The following is an 18965-nucleotide window of genomic DNA, read 5'->3' on the forward strand; positions in this document are numbered from 1 at the left end:
GATTTCGAGGAGGTACCCCGGACCGGCACCGACCAGGCACAAGCGGCACCCGCAGACGAAGAAAACACCCGCACGGGTGGGCGGGCGGGCAAAGACAACCCCCCCGGAGGGGGCTCAGCGAACGGCGATGAAGGCCGCGGAATCGCGAGCCGGCCGAACGGCCGGCGCGGCGGCCGGCCGCCCAATGGCCACGGCCCCCATGGGATCCCAATCGGCGGGAAGCCGAAGCACGTCGCGGACGACGTCACGGCAGAACATCGTCGAGGAAACCCACGCGGAGCCAAGCCCCTCCCCGGCAAGCGCCACAAGAAAGTTCTCGACGGCCGCCCCCACCGCCACCACGAACATCTCCCGCTCCGCGGCCCCCCGCCGCGCATCCGGATAGGCGTGAGCCCCGTCGGCGACAAGGCACGGCACGACGAGATAAGGAGCGCGCCGCAGCACGTCCCCCCGCCGAAGCCGCCGTGCCACGGACTCCTCGGAGAAACCGTCGCGCCGCAGGTCCGCCGCCCAGGCGTCCCGCATGGCGTCGAGCAACCGCTCCCGTGTCTCGGCCGACTCCAGGAGAACGAACCGCCACGGAGTGGTGTGGTGGGGGGCGGGCGCGGTGACGGCGAGCGCGACGGCACGTCGAACGGCGGCGGGGTCGACCGCGTCGTCGGTGAACTCCCGTACCGTCCGCCGCAGCGAGACGGCCTCGCGTACGGCCTCGGAGGTGCCGAGCCGGAACATGTCGTTGGCGGCGGCCCGCACAAGAGGCCGCGCGCCGGAATCGTCGCCGTCGGCGAGAGCGCCCTCGGCGGCGACGACCTCGCCGAGCCCCCGTACGACGGCCACCGGCACCCCCCCGACCTTCCCCTTGACCAGGTCCCCGGCGGCGGCCAGTTCGTCCCCGGTGGCGGTCACCGTCACGGACATGAGGTTGCCGTGGCTGTCGAGACCGCCGCGGAGGTCGTCCAGGACGCGGACCCCGGCGGCGCCGATGGCGACGTCGGTGAGACCTTCGCGCCAGGGCCGCCCGAAGGTGTCGGTGACGATGACGCCGACGCGTACGCCGAGGATCTCGCGGAGGCCGTCCCGGACGCGCCGGGCGGAGGCGTCGGGGTCCTCGGGGAGCAGAAGGATGGTTCCCGCCGCGGTGTTGGAGGCGTCGACGCCCGCCGCGGCCATGACGAAGCCGTGCCGGGTCTCGACGATGCGGGTGGGTCCGCGTCGGGCGACGAGGCGTACGGCCTCGGCGTCGATGGCGGCCTCGCGGTCGTCGGCGTTGACGATCCGGCCCTCGGCCTTGCTGACGATCTTGGAGGTGACCAGCAGGACGTCGCCGTCGGCGAGTTCGGTCCCGGTGGCGGCGATGAGTTTGGCGATGTCGGCGCCCGGCTGCACCTCGCCGATGCCGGGGACGGCGAACACCTCGTAGCGCGGCGCGTTCATGCCCGTACCTCCTCGGCGAGCGTCAGCGCCTCCCTGGCCATCTGGGCCGTGGCCTCGGGGCCGTCCATGAGCAGCGGGATGGCCCGGCAGCGGATTCCGGCGGCCTCGACCTCGGGGACGGCGGCGGCGTCGACGGTGTCGACCAGCCAGCCGTCGAGCAGCCCGGAGCCGTAGTGCGCGGCGACGGCCGCGGCCGTCGACTCGACCCCGACGGCGGCCAGCACCTTGTCGGCCATGCCGCGCACGGGGGCGTCGCCGATGAGCGGGGAGAGGCCGACGACCGGTACCCCGGCCTCGGCGATGGCCTCGCGGATGCCGGGCACGGCGAGGATGGTGCCGATGCTGACGACGGGGTTGGACGGCGGGAAGACGATGACGTCCGCCTCGCCGATCGCCTCCAGGACGCCGGGCGCGGGCTTGGCGCCCTCCGCGCCGACCGGCACGACGGCGTGCGCGGGGACGGAGGCGCGCAGCCGTACCCAGTACTCCTGGAAGTGAACGGCCTTGCGCTCGCCGTCGATCTCGACCAGCACGTGGGTCTCGATCCGGTCGTCGGACATCGGGATGAGCCGCACGCCGGGCTTCCAGCGGGCGCACAGCGCTTCGGTGACGGCGCTGAGCGGGTAGCCCGCGCCGATCATCTGTGTGCGCACGATGTGGGTGGCGAAGTCCCGGTCGCCGAGACCGAACCACTCGGGGCCCACGCCGTACGCGGCGAGTTCCTCCTTGACCGCGAAGGTCTCCTCGGCCCGCCCCCAGCCCTGCTCCTCGTGGATGCCGCCGCCGAGGGTGTACATCACGGTGTCGAGGTCGGGGCAGACCTTCAAACCGAACAGATGGATGTCGTCTCCGGTGTTGCCGATGACGGTGATCTCCGCCTCCGGCGCCGCTGCCTTCAGGCCGCGCAGAAAGCGCGCCCCTCCAATACCTCCGGCCAGAACCACGATTCGCATGGTTCCCAGTCTGTCAGCCCGCCGCGGCGGCCCGTGAGGTATCGGCCTGCGGGGCGGCGGACGTGCAGGCGTACGGGGTCATCTTGGTGAGGCCGGGGAAGTAGACGTGCAGGCTCACCGCGGGTTCCAGCGCGTCGTTGACGACCTCGTGGACGTAACCGGGCGCGAAGGCACGCTGCGCGCCCGCCGACAGCACCCGGTTGACCTCGCGGCCGACGCCGCCCGAGGCGCCCGTGCTCGCATCCGGCAGCGCCCGCTCGCGCAGTGCGCCTTGGAGCACGGTGAGCACACCGGACGACAGGCCGTGGTCGTGCAGCCCGCTGCTCTGACCGGGCAGCCAGCTCAGCAGCCACACCTCGTAGCCGGGTCCGCGGCGCAGCCGCGCGTACCAGCGGGTGGTGGCGTCGTAGCGCACCTGGGGGGCCCATCGCTCGCGGTCGGCGGCGATGGAGCGGGCGAGCCCGGCGAACTCCGCGACGGTGCGTGGATGTTGCGGCACCGGGGGGAGCAGGTGGGGAAGGGCGAGCGGGTCACCGGCGATCGAGACATCGCTGTACATGAAGGTGTGTTCCTCGTGATGCGCGAGTGGCTAGGCGGTGCCAGGTCCGTGACAGGTCCTGGGCAGGGGGCTCAGCGGCAACAACAGGAACGACAACAGCTCTGGGCGAGCGCGACGCAGCGGGACTCGCGACGGCGAGTCCGGGTAGGCGCGTGGTGCTCAGCAGGCATGCCGTCAAGGAGACCGGTCCCGCCCGTACCTTGTCAACCGGATGTCCGGAATGTCGCGAATCTTTCACCTGATCCGGCTGGAACGGTTGGTGAAAGGTTTGTGCGCAGAAGTGTGCGGATATGTGGTGCCCAACCGCATGAAGAGCACGTTGTGCTGTTGTGCTTCTGTGATCGGAATGTGATCCACAACGCTTCACCCGAATGGCGGAACGTGGCGCGTCGCCAAGGCGTCTGACGAGGTGTGAACGGTGGATCGGCGGGACCATGGTTGACGGATACCGGATTTTAGGCCGATATCAACACTTTCTGTCACCTCTTGGTTCAGCGGAGTGAATAACGGGCCCAATAGCAGATCTCGGCTTGACTGGCCCGGATCGGCACACTTGTAATTTCACTCGTGTCGTTAGGCCGCTCATGGTGACGGCAACATCACGGGGAAGCACGACAGACGAGGGGCGCGCATGACCGAGCAGTTCCAGTTGCTGCTGGCCGAAGAGGCCGACGAGGAACTCGGCTGGCAGGAGCGCGCGCTGTGTGCGCAGACCGACCCCGAGTCGTTCTTCCCGGAAAAGGGCGGTTCCACGCGTGAGGCGAAGAAAGTCTGCCTCGCCTGTGAAGTCCGTTCCGACTGCCTGGAGTACGCCCTGGCCAACGACGAACGCTTCGGCATCTGGGGCGGCCTGTCCGAGCGGGAGCGCCGCCGCCTGAAGAAGGGCGTCGTCTGACCCACGCGACCGGGCCGACGACCGGTCCCAGGACCGGGTCCGCGGCAGGGCGCCGACCGAGCCCTGACCGCGCCCCCGACCCCTCGCGCGGCACCGCGCACCGGCCCGATCACAGCTCCCGCACACCCCGCTTCCAGCCCGCGTACAGCCCGCTTTCCGCGCCCACCGGCACGGGAGGCGGGCTGCCGTTGTTCTCACACTCGGACGGAGCCCCCGGTGTAAGCCGTTAGTGTGGGGGCCCGTCCGAGACGTTCCCCGCCGCCGGCGGCCGATGCGTCAACCGCAGTCCAGCGAACCGGGGCCCGAACCTCGATGTCCGTGAACAGCCCAGCACCGGCCTTCTTCCCGGCCGGCATCCCTGAGTTCCCGCGCCACGTCGTCACCGCCGTGCTCGTCGCGCACGACGGCGCGCGCTGGCTGCCCAAAGCCCTCGCCGGCCTGCTCTCCCAGGACCGCCCTGTCCAGGACGTGATCGCCGCCGACACCGGCAGCGCGGACGACTCCGCGCGGCTGCTCGCCGACTCCCTCGGCGACCAGCGCGTCCTGCACCTGGCCCGCCGCACCGGCTTCGGCGCCGCCGTCGAGGAGGCCGCCAGGGTCGCCGCGCCGCTCAGCGCCGAGCAGTTGCCGTACCTGGGACGCCGCAGTGGCTGGGACCCGGTCAGCCGCAGTTGGAACGACGACGCGTACGACGAGCCCGAGCAGCCGCACGGCGACCCCGTCCAGTGGCTGTGGCTGCTGCACGACGACTGCGAGCCCGACCCCGGAGCGCTCGCCGCCCTGCTGCGCACCGCGGACGCCTCGCCGTCCGCCTCGATCATCGGCCCCAAGCTGCGGAGCTGGTTCGACCGCAGGCAGCTCCTCGAAGTCGGCGTCAGCATCGCCCGCAGCGGTCGCCGTTGGACCGCGCTCGAACGCCGCGAGCAGGACCAGGGCCAGCACGACCAGACCCGCCCGGTGCTCGCCGTGTCGTCCGCGGGCATGCTGGTGCGCCGCGACGTGTGGGAGGAGCTGGGCGGATTCGACCGCAGGCTGCCCCTGATGCGCGACGACGTCGACTTCTGCTGGCGCGCCCAAGCGGCGGGCCACACCGTGCTGGTCGCCCCCGACGCCGTCATGTGGCACGCCGAGGCCGCCTCCCGCGAGCGCCGTCCGGTCGACTGCGCGGGCCGCTCCTCGGTCAACCCGCACCGCGTCGACAAGGCCGGCGCCGTCTACACCCTGCTGGCCAACACCCGCGGCCCGCTGCTGCCCTATGTGATGCTGCGGATCGCCGTCGGCACCATATTGCGCACGCTCGCCTATCTCGTCGGCAAGGTGCCGGGACAGGCCGTCGACGAGATCGTCGGACTGCTCGGCGTCCTGCTGCGCCCCGGACGGGTGCTGGCCGCCAGACGCAGAAGAGGCCGCGGCACCGTACCGCCCTCCGAACTGCGACCGCTCTTCCCGCCGCCCGGCGCGACCGTACGCGCCACCGTCGACCAGGTCGTCAGCAACATCGCGGGCCGCGCGGACGCCGCGTCCGCCGCCGCGGGACGCCACGGCGGCTCCGTCGAGTCCGGACCGGGCGACGAGGACGGCGACTTCCTGGAAGTCGAGCAATTCGCGCGGCTCAAGCGCGTCGCCCGCAAGCCGGGCCCCGTGCTCTTCGCCGTCCTGCTCGTCGTCTCGCTCGCCGCCTGCCGTTCACTGCTCGGCGGGGGAGCCCTCTTCGGCGGCGCCCTGCTGCCCGCCGACCCCGGCGCCTCCGACCTGTGGGGCACCTACGCCGGTTCCTGGCACGCGCTGGGCACCGGCGGCACCCAGGCCGCACCCCCGTACATCGCGGTCCTCGCGCTCTTCGCGACCGTGCTCTTCGGCTCCACGGGACTCACCCTCACCCTGCTGCTGGTGGCCTCCGTGCCGCTGGCCGGAATCACCGCCTACTTCGCCTCCCGCCCGCTCGTCGAGTCGCGCCTGCTGCGCGCCTGGGCGTCGGTCGCGTACGCCTTCCTGCCCGCCGCCACCGGGGCGCTGGCCACCGGACGGCTCGGCACCGCCGTCCTGGCCATCCTGCTGCCGCTGATGGCGCGCGCCGCCGTCGGCACCGCGGGCCTCCAGCTCGGCGACGGCGCGATCGAGCGCGGCGCACGGCCCGGCTGGCGCTCCACCTGGGCGCTGGCGCTGATGCTCACCTTCACCACCGCCTTCACCCCGGTCACCTGGCCGATCGCCCTGACACTGGCCGCCGCCACCCTCGGCTGGCGCATGGCCCGCGGCCAGCAGCAGCTCCTGGTCCCGCAGCTGCTGCGCTTCGCGGCCCTGCTGATCACCCCGATCGTGCTGCTCGCCCCCTGGTCGCTGACGCTGCTCGCGCACCCCGGACGCCTGCTGCACGAGGCGGGACTGCCGTACGGCGACAAGGGCGTCTCCGGCATCGACCTGCTGATGCTCAGCCCCGGCGGACCCAAGGCGGGCGCCGCCTTCCTGCTGATCGGCGTCGTCCTGGCCGCGCTCGCCGCCCTGATGCGCGACACACGCCGCCCGGCGATCGTCGCCGCCTGGGCCGCCGCCGCGACCGGACTGCTCTTCGCCGTCATCGAGAACACCAAGGCGTGGGCGGGCCCCGCCACCCTCGTCTACGGTCTCGCCCTGCTGGCCGCCGCCGCGATCGGCGCGGAAGGCGCCAAGGAGCGGATCGCCGCCAGCGGCTTCGGCTGGCGCCAGCCCGTCGCGGGCCTGATCGCGCTGGCCGCGGCCCTCGCGCCGCTGCTGGCCGCCTTCACCTGGGTCGCCGACGGCGCGAACGGCCCCATCAAGCGCCAGGACCCGCAGCAGGTGCCCGCCTTCGTCGCCGAGGAGAGCACCTCCCGCGACCAGGCCCGCACCCTGGTGCTCAACGGCACCGCGGGCCGCATCTCGTACTCCCTGGTGCGCGGCGCGGGCGCGCGGATCGGCGACGCCGAACTGGCCGCGGAGGCGTCCCGCGACAGCGAACTCGACACCGTCGTCGCCAACCTGGTGGCGGGTTCCGGCGCCGACCAGGGCAGCCGCCTCACCGGATACGCCATCCGCTACGTACTGGCGCAGAAGGGCGCGCCGCGCTCGGTGGGCCGCGTCCTGGACAGCACCCCCGGCCTGTCCCGGGTGAGCCAGGCGGACGGCAGCGAATTGTGGCGCGTCAACGACGCGGTCTCCAGGATCGCGATCACCAGCAAGGGCGCGCAGCCCGTCGCCGTCGCGGCAGGCAAGGTCGAGGCGCACACCACGGTGCCCGCGGGTCCCGAAGGCCGCGTATTGCGCCTGGCGGACTCCGCCGCGCCCGGCTGGCACGCCACCCTGAACGGATCCGCGCTGCCCAGAACGACCGTCGACGGCTGGGCGCAGGGCTTCCAGCTGCCCGCCACCGGCGGCCGTCTGGACGTCACCTATGAGGAGCCGTTCACCCACACCTTCTGGCTGGGCGCCCAGGGACTGCTGCTGCTCGTGGTCATCGTGCTGGCCCTGCCGGGCCGCCGCCGCGAGATCGACGACGACCTGCCGGAGGCCGACGTGCCCAGCGCCGTCCAGATTCCCGCACAAGGTGCGGGCGAGGGCCGTCGCGCCCGCCGCCTCCAGGCGGCGGCCGACGCCGAGGCCGCCGCGGCCGATCCCGACGCCGCGGAGGCCGAGGGCCAGGAGCAGGCGGCCTACGCGGCCCAGCAGGCCCAGCAGGCCCAGCAGGCCCATCACGGCCGGCAGGGCCAGGACGGGCCCGCGGGCCCCGACGCGCCGCCGCAGACCCCGTACGACCCCTCTGAGGGCGGTTACGACCCGTACGCGGTGCCTGCCCCCGACACCGGCGAGCAGTTCTACGGCTACCCGCGGCAGGACCCCGGCTACGGCACCGACCCCGCCCAGCAGCAGTGGGACGGGCAGCAGCAGTACGCGGCGGAGCCGGGCACGTACGAGCAGCAGCAGGTCGGCTACACCGACCAGTACGGCTACCCGCAGCAGCCCGCGCCGCCCTACGACCCGTACGCGACGACCGGCCACGAAGAGGCGGCCGGTTACGACGAGACGGCGGGTTACGACCAGCAGCAGCCGCAGCAGCAGTACGACGGGCAGGCGCCGTACGGCGGACAGCAGCCTTACGACCCGGCCGCGTACCCCGACCCGGCCGCCCCGTACTACGCCGAAGACGACCAGCGCCGCGACGGGAGCGACCACCAGTGAACCGCAGCACGATCTCCCTGGCGGGCGCCGTCGCCGCCCTGGCCGTACTGACCGGCGCTGCCGTGGTGTCCGGCGGCGGCGACCGGGACACCGCGCCGGTGGCCTCCGCGGCCCGGCTGCCCGTACAGCGCAGCAATCTGCTGTGCCCGGCGCCGTCCTCGTCGGAATTCGCCAACACCACCTACACCTCGTTCACCCCGCAGGGGACGGCGGGCGCGACCGGCTCCGGCAGCGCGCAACTGGTCCCCGCGACGCCCAAGGGCAAGGCGCTCACCCCGCTGAAGGCCGCGGGCAAGCCCGCCACCAGCTCCACCGACAAGCCCGACGCGCCCGCGCTGATCGGTACGGCCGACGGGCCGCTCGCGCCCGGCTGGACCGTCCAGCAGACCACCGTCGTGGACACCGGGGCGGGCCGCGGCCTGCTCGGCGCGTCCTGCGTGGCGCCGGACAGCGAATTCTGGTTCGCGGGCGCCAGCACGGGACCCGACCGGCAGGACTTCCTGCACCTGGTGAACCCCGACGACACCCCGGCGGTCGTCGACATCGAGCTGTACGGCAAGGACGGCCTGCTGAAGGCGTCCACCGGCGACGGCGTCACCGTGGCGGGCAAGTCCGCCAAGCCGGTGCTGCTGTCCACCCTGGTCGCGGACAAGGCGCAGGACCTCACCGTGCACGTCGTGGCGCGCAGCGGCCGGGTCGGCGCGGCCGTTCAGGCCATCGACAAGAAGCTCGGCAGCGACTGGCTGACCCCGGCCGCCGAGCCCGCCACCAGCCTGGTACTGCCCGGCATCCCCGCCGACGCCGCGACCGTGCGCCTGGTGGTGTACGCGGCCGGTTCCGACGACGCCGACCTCACGCTGAAGCTGGCGACGCCGACCGGCTCGATCACCCCGGCGGGACACGAGACGCTGCACGTCAAGAGCGGTATGACCAGCGCGGTCGACCTCGGTGACCTCACCAAGGGCGAGGCGGGTTCGCTGGTCATCACCTCCAGCCAGGTCCACGCGGCGGTCCCCGTGGTGGCGGGCCTGCGGGTGACGCGCGGCAAGGGCGCCAAGCAGGAGATGGCGTTCCTGCCCGCCACCCCGGCGATCGAGACCCGCTCCACCGTCGCCGACAACCGCACCAAGGGCTCCACCTTGTCGCTGGTCGCCGTCGGCCAGGACGCCAGTGTGAAGATCACCGCGTCGGCCGGATCCTCCGGCGGTGAGCCGGTGTCGAAGACGGTCAGCGTCAAGGCGGGGACGACCGTCGCCGTCCCGCCGCCGCTGCCCGCGTCCGGCAAGGGCACGTTCGCCGTGACCGTCGAGCGCGTCTCCGGCGGAAGCGTCTACGCCTCACGGACGCTGGCGCTCCCGCTGGACGGGGTGCCGATGTTCACGATCCAGCCGATGTCCGACGACCACGGCATGGTGGATGTTCCCGCGGCCCGCGCCGACCTGGGGATTCTCAACCACTAGAGCGTTTTCCCGCACCTGGTGCGGTCCGCGCGGGCCGCACCATATGCGGGCGGTCCGCGTCGGGGCCGCGCCGGGCCGTGTCAGTCCTCGCCGTACTTCGGGTCGACGTTCTCGGGGGACAGGCCGAGCAGCTCCGCGACCTGCTCCACGACGATCTCGTGCACCAGGAGCGCCCGCTCGTCGCGGGTCTTGGCGCGGATCTCCACCGGGCGCCGGTAGACCACGATGCGGCTCGGCCGGTCCTTGCCCGCGCCGATGAGACGGCCCAGCGGCACCGTGTCGTCGTCCGACGGCGGGGTGTCCTGCGGCCAGGGCACCTCCTGGACGGCGAATTCGACGTCGGCGAGCTGCGGCCAGCGCCTTTCCAGCCGGTCGGCGGCGTCGCGCACCAGGTCGTCGAAGGCGTCGGCGCGGCTGAGCGCCAGCGGCACCTGCGGGGGCGCGATGGGCCCGCGCATCCCACGTCCGTGGCGGTCGCGGTGGCGCGGACGGGGTGCGGAAGGAGGAGGTGCCGAGCTTTCCATCAGCGATGAGCCTAGCCCTCCCGCCGGGTGCGCACAGGACGGACACCACGCAGTCAGCATCTGGCCATAGATCAGACGCATATGCGCCAGCCGCCGCCTTTCCCGGCCGTGACCGCGTGTCGTACTCCTCCCGCCCCGCAGCGCCGCGCCTGCCATGTGTTTTCCGTCCGCGCAGGTCAGCGCGGCGGCCGTCACACGGCACGATTCCGGGGGCACGTGACGACACGACCGGGTGAGCTGGCGGAGAGTCGTCGCGGCCCGCTCAAGAGTGCGGTACCGTCCAACCTCGTGAGCCTTGTACGTCGCTGTTCGCGCACCGCATGCGGCCGTCCCGCCGTCGCGACGCTGACGTACGTCTACGCGGACTCCACCGCCGTTCTCGGACCGCTCGCCACGTACGCGGAACCGCACTGCTACGACCTGTGCTCCGAGCACTCCGAGCGGCTGACCGCGCCCCGTGGCTGGGAAGTCGTCCGCCTGGCGACGGACACCGGTCCCGTCGGGCCCAGCGGCGACGACCTCGAAGCGCTCGCCAACGCGGTGCGCGAGGCGGCCCGCCCCCAGGAGCGCCGCCAGCAGGGCCCTGGCCCGCGCGACATCGACCCGCTCGAAGTGGCCCGCCGCGGCCATCTGCGCGTGCTCCGCTCGCCCGAGCAGTAGCAGCCGGCCTCACCTCCCGTCCCCACCGCGCGGTCCCCATCTCGCGCAAGCCGCCCCTCGCGCCGTCCCGTTGACCCTTTCGGGGCTCCCGTGACGCCACCCCTCGCGTCGCGGCGGCGGCGAAAAACTCCGCTCACCCCATCGGGGTAGGTTGTGGTGGAAACTCCACCGCGCCGCCCACCGGCGCCGTTCCGACCCTTCACCAGAGTTCACCAGAGGTGTGCAGTGGCCGATTTGTCGCAGCTCGTCAAGGCCTACGACGTACGCGGAGTCGTACCCGACCAGTGGGACGAGCCGCTCGCCGAGATCTTCGGCGCCGCCTTCGCCACGGTCACCGACGCCACGGCGATCGTCGTCGGACACGACATGCGGCCCTCGTCCCCCGGCCTGTCCGCCGCCTTCGCGCGCGGCGCCGCCTCCCGCGGCGCGGACGTCACCGGGATCGGCCTGTGCTCCACCGACGAGCTGTACTTCGCCAGCGGGCAACTCGACCTGCCCGGCGCCATGTTCACGGCCAGTCACAACCCGGCGCGGTACAACGGCATCAAGATGTGCCGCGCGGGCGCCGCCCCCATCGGCCAGGACACCGGCCTCGCCGACATCCGCGCGCTCGCGGAGAAATGGCTGGAGAACGGCGTCCCCGCCGTCGACGTGGAAACCGGCACCCTGGTGCGGCGCGACGTGCTCGGCGACTACGCCGCCTATCTGCGCTCGCTGGTCGACCTCTCCGGAATCCGGCCGCTCAAGGTGGTCGTGGACGCGGGCAACGGCATGGGCGGCCACACCGTGCCCACCGTCCTCGACGGGCTGCCCGTCGACCTGGTGCCGATGTACTTCGAACTGGACGGCACCTTCCCCAACCACGAGGCCAACCCGCTCGACCCGAAGAATCTGGTCGACCTCCAGGCGCGGGTCCGCGAGACCGGCGCCGACATCGGCCTGGCCTTCGACGGCGACGCCGACCGCTGCTTCGCGGTGGACGAGCGCGGCGAACCCGTCTCCCCGTCCGCGGTGACCGCGCTGGTCGCCGCCCGCGAACTGGCCAAGCACCCCGGCGCCACGATCATCCACAATCTGATCACGTCCTGGTCGGTGCCCGAGGTGGTCAGGGAACACGGCGGCGTCCCGGTGCGTACCCGCGTCGGCCACTCCTTCATCAAGCAGGAAATGGCCGACTCCGGCGCCGTCTTCGGCGGCGAGCACTCCGCGCATTACTACTTCCGCGAGTTCTGGAACGCCGACACCGGCATGCTCGCCGCCCTCCACCTGCTGGCCGCCCTCGGCGCCCAGGACGGCCCGCTGTCCGCCCTCGTCGCCGCCTACGACCGCTATGCGGGCTCCGGCGAGATCAACAGCACCGTCGCCGACCAGGCCGCGAGCACCGCGGCGGTCCGCGCCGCCTTCGCCGGCCAGGACGGTGTCACCTTCGACGAATTGGACGGGCTCACCGTCACCTCCGCCGACTGGTGGTTCAACCTCCGCGCCTCCAACACCGAGCCGCTGCTGCGGCTCAACGTCGAGGCGCGCGACGCGGAGGGCGTGGCCCGCGTCAGGGACCAGGTCCTGGCGATCGTCAGGGCCTGAGCCCGCGTGGTCTCGCGGGCCCGACGCGGGGTGGGGCCTACGCGGCCGGGGGTACGCGGGACGGCCGTCGTACGCGCCTGGTGTCGTACGGGTCCGGTCGCCGTACGGGTGCGGTCACCGCATGGGCGCGTCACCGTACGAGCGCGGTCACCGCATGGGCGCGCCCGGAGTTATCCACAGGCCGCACTCGGGGCCGGGCGCTACGGCTATAGGCTGAGAACGTACGCGGCGGGAGCCGTCGGCCCGGCCCGGGACCGTACCGCTCGGAGCACGCGCCCGCCGTTTCCCGACCGCAGTCCCGCGCGCGGTGGCACCTCGCCGCTCGCCGCACCCAGCACGGAGGACCCCACCATGCCGCTCGTCGAACCCAGCCTCCTGGAAATCCTCGCCTGCCCGGCGTGCCACGCCCCGCTCCGCGAGGACGCCGACGCGAACGAGCTGGTCTGCACCTCCGACACGTGCGGCCTCGCCTACCCCGTACGCGACGACATCCCCGTACTCCTCGTCGACGAGGCCCGCCGCCCCCGCTGACACCCCCGCACGACCGCCGCACCGTCCGTCCGCCCCATCCATCCGCCGACCCTGACCAGGCCGCTTCCGACCGGGAGGTCGCGTTGTTCGACGAGTCGCTGCTTGAGGACCCCGAAGCGCTGGCCCGCGCGGACAGCCGCGGACTGCTGCTGGGCGTCGCCGCCGCCGGCGCCCGCGTACGCACCGCGCTGCGCCTGGCCGAAGAGGCCGGAGTCACCGCGCTGCGGCCCGACGGCCGCCCCCGGACCGTCCTGCTCGCGGCCAGCGGACCCGACGCCGCCGCGGTCGCCGACCTGCTGGTCGCCCTCGGCTCCGGCACCTGCCCCGTCGAGGTGCTGCCGCCCACAGGACCCACCCCGCAACAGTCCCGCTGGACACTGCCCGGCTGGGCGGGACCGCTCGACCTGCTGCTGCTCATCACCCCGCAGGGCAGCGAGCAGGGCCTGACCGACCTCGTGGAACAGGCCTACCGCCGCGGCTGCACCGCCGCCGCCGTCACCCCGGTCAAGGCGCCGCTCGCCGAAGCCGTGGAACAGGTGCACGGCATGGCCCTGCCGTTCGCCGCGCCCTTCGGCAACGGCGCGGACCCCGCGGACGAGGACCCCGCCAACGACGCGGGCGCCTTCTGGGCGCTCCTCGCCCCGCTGCTCGCCCTCGCCGACCGGATCGGCCTGCTGAGCGCACCCACCCAGGCGCTGTACGGCGTCGCCGACCGGCTCGACGAGGTCGCCGCCCGCTGCGGCCCCGCCATCGCCACGTACACCAACCCGGCCAAGACCCTCGCGGCCGAACTGGCCGACGCCCTCCCGCTGTTGTGGAGCCAGGGCCGGCTCTCCGCCACGGCCGCCCGCCGCTTCGCGACCGTGCTCGGCACCCGCGCGGGCCAGCCCGCGCTCACCGCGGAACTGCCCGCCGCGCTCACCGTCCACGGCCCCCTCCAGGCCAGCGCCCTCGCCCTGGCCGCCGACCCCGAGGACTTCTTCCGCGACCGCGTCGAGGAACCCGGAGGACTGCGCCTGCGGATCGTGCTCCTCCAGGAGAACTCCGAGCAGCCCGGACCCGCCACCCCCGCCGCCCGCGAGCAGGCGTACGCCCACGACACCCCGCTCAGCGAGATCGCCGCCGCCCCCGGCGGCCCGCTCGACACCGCGGCCGAACTGATCGCCCTCGCGGATTTCGCCACCGTCTACCTGACCGTCGCCTCGGCTGAGAGATCATGACCGCATGAACCGCCTCACCAACACGATCCGCCCCTACGCCTGGGGATCCACCACCGCCATCCCCGAACTGCTCGGCACACCGCCGACCGGCGAACCCCAGGCCGAACTGTGGATGGGCGCCCACCCCGGCGCGCCCTCCCGGATCGACCGCGGCGAAGGCCCCGTCGCACTCGACACGGTGATCGCGGCCGACCCCCGCGCCGAACTCGGCGACACCACCGTCAAGCGCTTCGGCCCCCGGCTGCCCTTCCTGTTCAAGGTGCTGGCCGCGGGCGCGCCGCTCTCCGTCCAGGTCCACCCCGACCTCGCGCAGGCCAAGGCCGGATTCGCCGACGAGGAAGCCCGCGGCATCCCGACCGACGCCCCCGACCGCAACTACAAGGACGCCAACCACAAGCCCGAAATGCTCGTGGCGCTCTCCCCGTTCGACGGACTGTGCGGCTTCCGCCGCCCCACCGACGCCGCCGACCTCATCGACGGCCTCGGCGTCCCCGCCCTCGCGCCCTACGCCGACATCCTCCGCGCCCACCCCGAGGACAAGGCGCTGCGCGAAGTCCTCGCCGCCGTCCTCACCGCGGAACCCGAGGCGATGGCCGAGTCCGTCACCGCCGCGGCCGAGGCCGCCGCCCGGCTGTCCACCACCGACAGCCCCTACGCCGCGGACTACGCCGCCTACGCCCAGGCCGCCCACAGCTTCCCCGGCGACCGCGGCGTCATCGCCGCGATGCTGCTCAACTACGTACGCCTGCAACCCGGCGAAGCCCTCTACCTCGGCGCGGGCGTCCCGCACGCCTACCTCGACGGCCTCGGCGTGGAGATCATGGCCAACTCCGACAACGTCCTGCGCTGCGGCCTCACCCCCAAGCACATCGACGTCCCCGAACTGCTGCGCGTCGTCCGCTTCGAGGCCGGCGACCCCGGCGTCCTGCGCCCCGAGGCCGCCCCCGACGGCGAAGAGCTGTACGCGGCGCCGATCGACGAATTCCGGCTCTCCCGCTACGTCCTGGCCCCCGGCGCGCAGGCCCGCACCCTCGACTCCGGCACCCCGCAGATCCTGCTCTGCACCGCGGGCCGGGCCGAACTGCGCGACGGCGACGGCACCGCCTTGACGCTGGCCCCCGGTGAGTCGGCGTACGTCCCCGCGAGCGAGCGCACCACCCTGACCGGTGAAGGCACCGTCTTCCGGGCCACCGTGGCCGCCTGACGCACCAAAAGCCCGACGGGCTGCAACAATGTGCGTCCGCAACGCCCGGTACGACAAGACACAGACCCCGGGCCGACGAAAGGGACCCCAGCACCTATGAGCGCGTCAGGCGGAACACGGGCGATCGTCGCGGCGCTGAGCGCCAACCTGGCCATCGCCGTGGCCAAGTTCGTGGCCTTCGCGTTCAGCGGCTCGTCCTCGATGCTCGCCGAAGGCGTGCACTCCATCGCCGACTCCGGCAACCAGGCGCTTCTCCTGATCGGCGGCAAGAAGGCCAAGCGCGCCGCCAACGACGAGCACCCCTTCGGCTACGGCAGGGAACGCTACGTCTACGCCTTCCTCGTCTCGATCGTGCTGTTCTCCGTCGGCGGCATGTTCGCGCTCTACGAGGGCTACGAGAAGATCCGCCACCCGCACGAGATCGAGCACTGGTACTGGCCGGTCGGCGTCCTCGTCTTCGCGATCATCGCCGAGGGCTACTCCTTCCGCACCGCCATCAAGGAGTCCAACCACACCCGCGGCAAGCAGTCCTGGGCCGAGTTCATCCGCCGCGCCAAGGCACCCGAACTCCCCGTCGTCCTCCTGGAGGACTTCGGCGCCCTCATCGGCCTCGTCCTCGCCCTGATCGGCGTCGGCATCGCCCTCGCCACCGGCGACGGCGTCTGGGACGGCATCGGCACCCTCTGCATCGGCCTGCTGCTCATCACCATCGCCCTCGTCCTCGCGGCCGAGACCAAGTCGCTGCTGATCGGCGAAGGCGCGGGACCCGACTCGCTGGCCAGGATCCGCGCCGCCGTCGTCGACGGCGACACCGTCACCGGCGTCATCCACATGCGCACCCTGCACCTCGGCCCCGAAGAACTCCTCGTCGCCGCCAAGATCGCCGTGCAGCACGACGACACCGCCGCCGAGGTCGCCCGCGCCATCGACGCCGCCGAGGAACGCATCCGCGCCGCGGAACCCTTCGTCCGCGTCGTCTACCTGGAACCCGACATCTACAGCGAGCAGGCCGCCGCCGCGGGCCCCGACCCGGACCAGACTCCTGGCGGCCGGTGACCGGAAGCGCACTGGGGCGGACCGCCCGTCCGGTGTAGCTTTGTCGTAGCCAGACGTCGCTGCTGATGGCGGTCGGGCGGGTCATCTCGCGATGCCCGGCCGAGGGAGAGAGGGCCTCCGACGGATTGCGCTGCCGCTAGGGGACGGGTGTGTCCGCACGAGGGCACCCCCGTACACGCCCCGTGGCCGCGCCGTATCCACGTCCGCCTCGACCGCAGCACCGAGGAGCACTTCATATGACCACCACCGCCACCGACTTCAAGGTCGCGGACCTCTCGCTTGCCGCCTACGGCCGCAAGGAGATCACCCTCGCCGAGCACGAGATGCCCGGCCTGATGTCCATCCGCAACGAGTACGCCGCCGCGCAGCCGCTGGCCGGCTCGCGGATCACCGGCTCGCTGCACATGACCGTGCAGACCGCCGTCCTGATCGAGACCCTCGTCGCCCTCGGCGCCGAGGTCCGCTGGGCGTCCTGCAACATCTTCTCCACCCAGGACCACGCGGCCGCGGCCATCGCCGTCGGCCCGAACGGCACCGAGGAGAACCCGCAGGGCATTCCCGTCTTCGCCTGGAAGGGCGAGACGCTCGAAGAGTACTGGTGGTGCACGGAGCAGGCCCTGACCTGGCCGAACACCGCCACCGGCGGCCCCAACATGATCCTGGACGACGGCGGCGACGCCACGCTCCTGGTCCACAAGGGCGTCGAGTTCGAGAAGGCCGGCGCCGCCCCGGACCCGGCCACCGCGGAGAGCGAGGAGGAGCAGTTCGTCCTCCGCCTCCTCAACCGCACCCTCGGGGAGAACCCGCAGAAGTGGACGCAGCTCGCGTCCGAGATCCGCGGCGTCACCGAGGAGACCACCACCGGCGTCCACCGCCTCTACGAGATGCAGCAGGACGGCTCGCTGCTCTTCCCGGCGATCAACGTCAACGACGCGGTCACCAAGTCGAAGTTCGACAACAAGTACGGCTGCCGCCACTCCCTGATCGACGGCATCAACCGCGCCACCGACGTCCTCATCGGCGGCAAGGTCGCCGTGGTCTGCGGCTACGGCGACGTCGGCAAGGGCTGCGCGGAGTCGCTGCGCGGCCAGGGCGCCCGCGTCGTCATCACCGAGATCGACCCGATCTGCGCGCTCCAGGCGGCGATGGACGGCTACCAGGTCGCCACCCTCGACGACGTCGTCGGCATCGCCGACATCTTCGTCACCACGACCGGCAACAAGGACATCATCCTGGCCTCCGACATGGCCAAGATGAAGCACCAGGCCATCGTCGGGAACATCGGCCACTTCGACAACGAGATCGACATGGCCGGCCTCGCGAAGATCCCCGGCATCGTCAAGGACGAGGTCAAGCCGCAGGTCCACACCTGGACCTTCCCCGACGGCAAGACACTGATCGTGCTGTCCGAGGGCCGCCTGCTCAACCTGGGCAACGCGACCGGCCACCCCTCCTTCGTGATGTCCAACTCCTTCGCGGACCAGACCCTGGCCCAGATCGAGCTGTTCACCAAGCCGGAGGAGTACCCGATCGGCGTCTACGTGCTCCCCAAGCACCTGGACGAGAAGGTCGCCCGTCTCCACCTGGACGCGCTGGGCGTCAAGCTCACCACGCTCCGCCCGGAGCAGGCCGCCTACATCGGCGTGAAGGTCGAAGGCCCCTACAAGTCCGACCACTACCGCTACTGATCCACCGCGCGCTGGCCCCCGTCTCCCGTCCGAGGCGGGGGCCTCGCACGTCACCGGCACACCGAAAGACACCGAGACCCCACCATGCCCCGAGGCCGTTACTCGTTCCACGACACACACGACCACACCCCCCTCGGTGCAGAACACTTCCACTGCGCCACCGGCCCCTCCGGCTGGCGCTACACCGCGCAGACCACCACCCCCGGCGGCGATCACGCGGGCTCGGTCGACCTCACCCTCGACCAGCTCGGCCGCCCCATCCGCCTCGAACTCCACGCGTCCGCCTGGCAGGTACGTGGAGCCGCACTCGACGGCGTCACCTGGGTCCGTACCGACCCCACCGGCGAACACGCCCAGGAGGGCAACGCCGCCGCCCACGCCTTCACCGGTGCCTCGCCCGCGTTCCTGATCGCCACCGCGCGACTGCTCCGCCTGGAACCCGGCGGCCCCGCCACCCGCGTACGTCTCGTGTCATTCCGGCCCCCCGTGCTCGCGCCCCTCACCGTGGACCAGTCCTGGTCCTTGATCACCAGGACAGCACACCCCACTGACAACGGACCGCTGGCTGTGGACGAATACCAGGTCAACGACCTCGCGACCGGCGATCAGCACGACGTCCACATCGCCGGGGACGTGGTCCTCGCGGCCCCCGGCATCGAGCTGGAAGACCTGGAGACCCCTCCGTCGACCTTCGCGTGAGGCCGTCTGAAAGTTCCTCACCGTGAACCGTTGACTCAAGGTTGGCGGGGAGGTAGGTTAGAACGGTTGTCACGAGCTGGACAGGTCCGCTGGTGACCGACTAGGATCCATGTCGCTTCGCTCGACGAAGACACACCACCCAAGCCGAGAGAAATCTCAGTTCGGGCATCCGTGTCTCCGAAACGCGAGTGGTAATTCCGACCAGTGAACTTCTGCTAAAGTCGGAGACACGACGAAGGGAAAGCCCGGAGGGCCGGTGAAACGGTCTGAAGGAAGCTTCCGTTCCTTGAGAACTCAACAGCGT

General features: G+C 72.2%; 15 protein-coding genes. 11 read left to right on the plus strand and 4 right to left on the minus strand.

What is annotated here, in order from left to right:
- Positions 1-114: 114 nt before the first annotated feature.
- From ACIO6U_RS36185 to ACIO6U_RS36195, 3 genes are read right to left on the minus strand one after another with little or no spacing between them, the layout of a single operon-like run.
- Positions 115-1434 carry a coenzyme F420-0:L-glutamate ligase gene (locus ACIO6U_RS36185; protein ID WP_401725720.1) on the minus strand — a complete coding sequence of 440 codons (1320 nt, stop codon included), beginning with the start codon at positions 1432-1434 and terminating at the stop codon, positions 115-117.
- Positions 1431-2387 carry a 2-phospho-L-lactate transferase gene (cofD, locus tag ACIO6U_RS36190; protein ID WP_355350057.1) on the minus strand — a complete coding sequence of 319 codons (957 nt, stop codon included), beginning with the start codon at positions 2385-2387 and terminating at the stop codon, positions 1431-1433. Before cofD ends, ACIO6U_RS36185 begins: the two co-directional genes overlap by 4 nt.
- Positions 2388-2400: 13 nt before the next feature.
- Entirely contained in the window at positions 2401-2946 is a 546-nt protein-coding gene (locus ACIO6U_RS36195) for a cysteine dioxygenase (RefSeq protein ID WP_401314621.1), read from the minus strand.
- Positions 2947-3577: 631 nt separating this feature from the next.
- Between ACIO6U_RS36195 and ACIO6U_RS36200 the strand changes: the two genes are divergently transcribed.
- The 3 genes from ACIO6U_RS36200 to ACIO6U_RS36210 all read left to right on the plus strand — a co-directional run bounded on the left by ACIO6U_RS36200 (position 3578) and on the right by ACIO6U_RS36210 (position 9495).
- Positions 3578-3841 (plus strand): WhiB family transcriptional regulator, encoded by a 264-nt coding sequence (locus ACIO6U_RS36200; RefSeq protein ID WP_031519519.1) that lies wholly within the window; start codon positions 3578-3580, stop codon positions 3839-3841.
- A 312-nt stretch (positions 3842-4153) separates the two neighbouring features.
- The gene (locus tag ACIO6U_RS36205) at positions 4154-8035 is read left to right on the plus strand and encodes a glycosyltransferase family 2 protein (RefSeq protein ID WP_401725725.1); all 3882 of its coding nucleotides are present in this window, start codon (positions 4154-4156) and stop codon (positions 8033-8035) included.
- Complete coding sequence (locus tag ACIO6U_RS36210) at positions 8032-9495, plus strand: DUF5719 family protein (protein ID WP_391052895.1); 1464 nt, start codon at positions 8032-8034, stop codon at positions 9493-9495. Before ACIO6U_RS36205 ends, ACIO6U_RS36210 begins: the two co-directional genes overlap by 4 nt.
- Positions 9496-9575: 80 nt before the next feature.
- On the opposite strand, the gene ACIO6U_RS36215 is transcribed toward ACIO6U_RS36210, so the two are convergent.
- Complete coding sequence (locus ACIO6U_RS36215; RefSeq protein WP_355350070.1) at positions 9576-10019, minus strand: metallopeptidase family protein; 444 nt, start codon at positions 10017-10019, stop codon at positions 9576-9578.
- Positions 10020-10256: 237 nt separating this feature from the next.
- On the opposite strand from ACIO6U_RS36215, the gene ACIO6U_RS36220 reads away from it, so the two are divergent.
- The 8 genes from ACIO6U_RS36220 (at position 10257) to ACIO6U_RS36255 (ending at position 18661) form a co-directional block, all read left to right on the plus strand.
- Positions 10257-10679 carry a DUF3499 domain-containing protein gene (locus ACIO6U_RS36220; protein ID WP_355350091.1) on the plus strand — a complete coding sequence of 141 codons (423 nt, stop codon included), beginning with the start codon at positions 10257-10259 and terminating at the stop codon, positions 10677-10679.
- 225 nt (positions 10680-10904) lie between these two features.
- Positions 10905-12263: a phosphomannomutase/phosphoglucomutase gene (locus ACIO6U_RS36225; protein ID WP_401725729.1), complete on the plus strand. Its 1359-nt coding sequence runs from the start codon at positions 10905-10907 to the stop codon at positions 12261-12263.
- A gap of 351 nt (positions 12264-12614) precedes the next feature.
- Positions 12615-12794: a Trm112 family protein gene (locus ACIO6U_RS36230; RefSeq protein WP_188283872.1), complete on the plus strand. Its 180-nt coding sequence runs from the start codon at positions 12615-12617 to the stop codon at positions 12792-12794.
- Between the two features lie 83 nt (positions 12795-12877).
- Entirely contained in the window at positions 12878-14014 is a 1137-nt protein-coding gene (locus ACIO6U_RS36235; protein WP_355350076.1) for an SIS domain-containing protein, read from the plus strand.
- A gap of 4 nt (positions 14015-14018) precedes the next feature.
- Positions 14019-15218, plus strand: coding sequence for a mannose-6-phosphate isomerase, class I (gene manA, locus ACIO6U_RS36240; protein WP_401725733.1), 1200 nt, complete (start codon positions 14019-14021; stop codon positions 15216-15218).
- 96 nt (positions 15219-15314) lie between these two features.
- Positions 15315-16274 (plus strand): cation diffusion facilitator family transporter, encoded by a 960-nt coding sequence (locus ACIO6U_RS36245; RefSeq protein ID WP_391052882.1) that lies wholly within the window; start codon positions 15315-15317, stop codon positions 16272-16274.
- A gap of 236 nt (positions 16275-16510) precedes the next feature.
- A complete protein-coding gene (gene ahcY / locus ACIO6U_RS36250) occupies positions 16511-17962 on the plus strand; it encodes an adenosylhomocysteinase (protein ID WP_355350085.1) in 1452 nt (483 codons plus the stop codon).
- Between the two features lie 84 nt (positions 17963-18046).
- Positions 18047-18661 (plus strand): hypothetical protein, encoded by a 615-nt coding sequence (locus ACIO6U_RS36255; RefSeq protein ID WP_401725736.1) that lies wholly within the window; start codon positions 18047-18049, stop codon positions 18659-18661.
- Positions 18662-18965: the final 304 nt, after the last annotated feature.

It is taken from the genome of Streptomyces sp. NPDC087422 (assembly GCF_044744145.1).
In the GTDB taxonomy this organism is placed as follows: domain Bacteria; phylum Actinomycetota; class Actinomycetes; order Streptomycetales; family Streptomycetaceae; genus Actinacidiphila.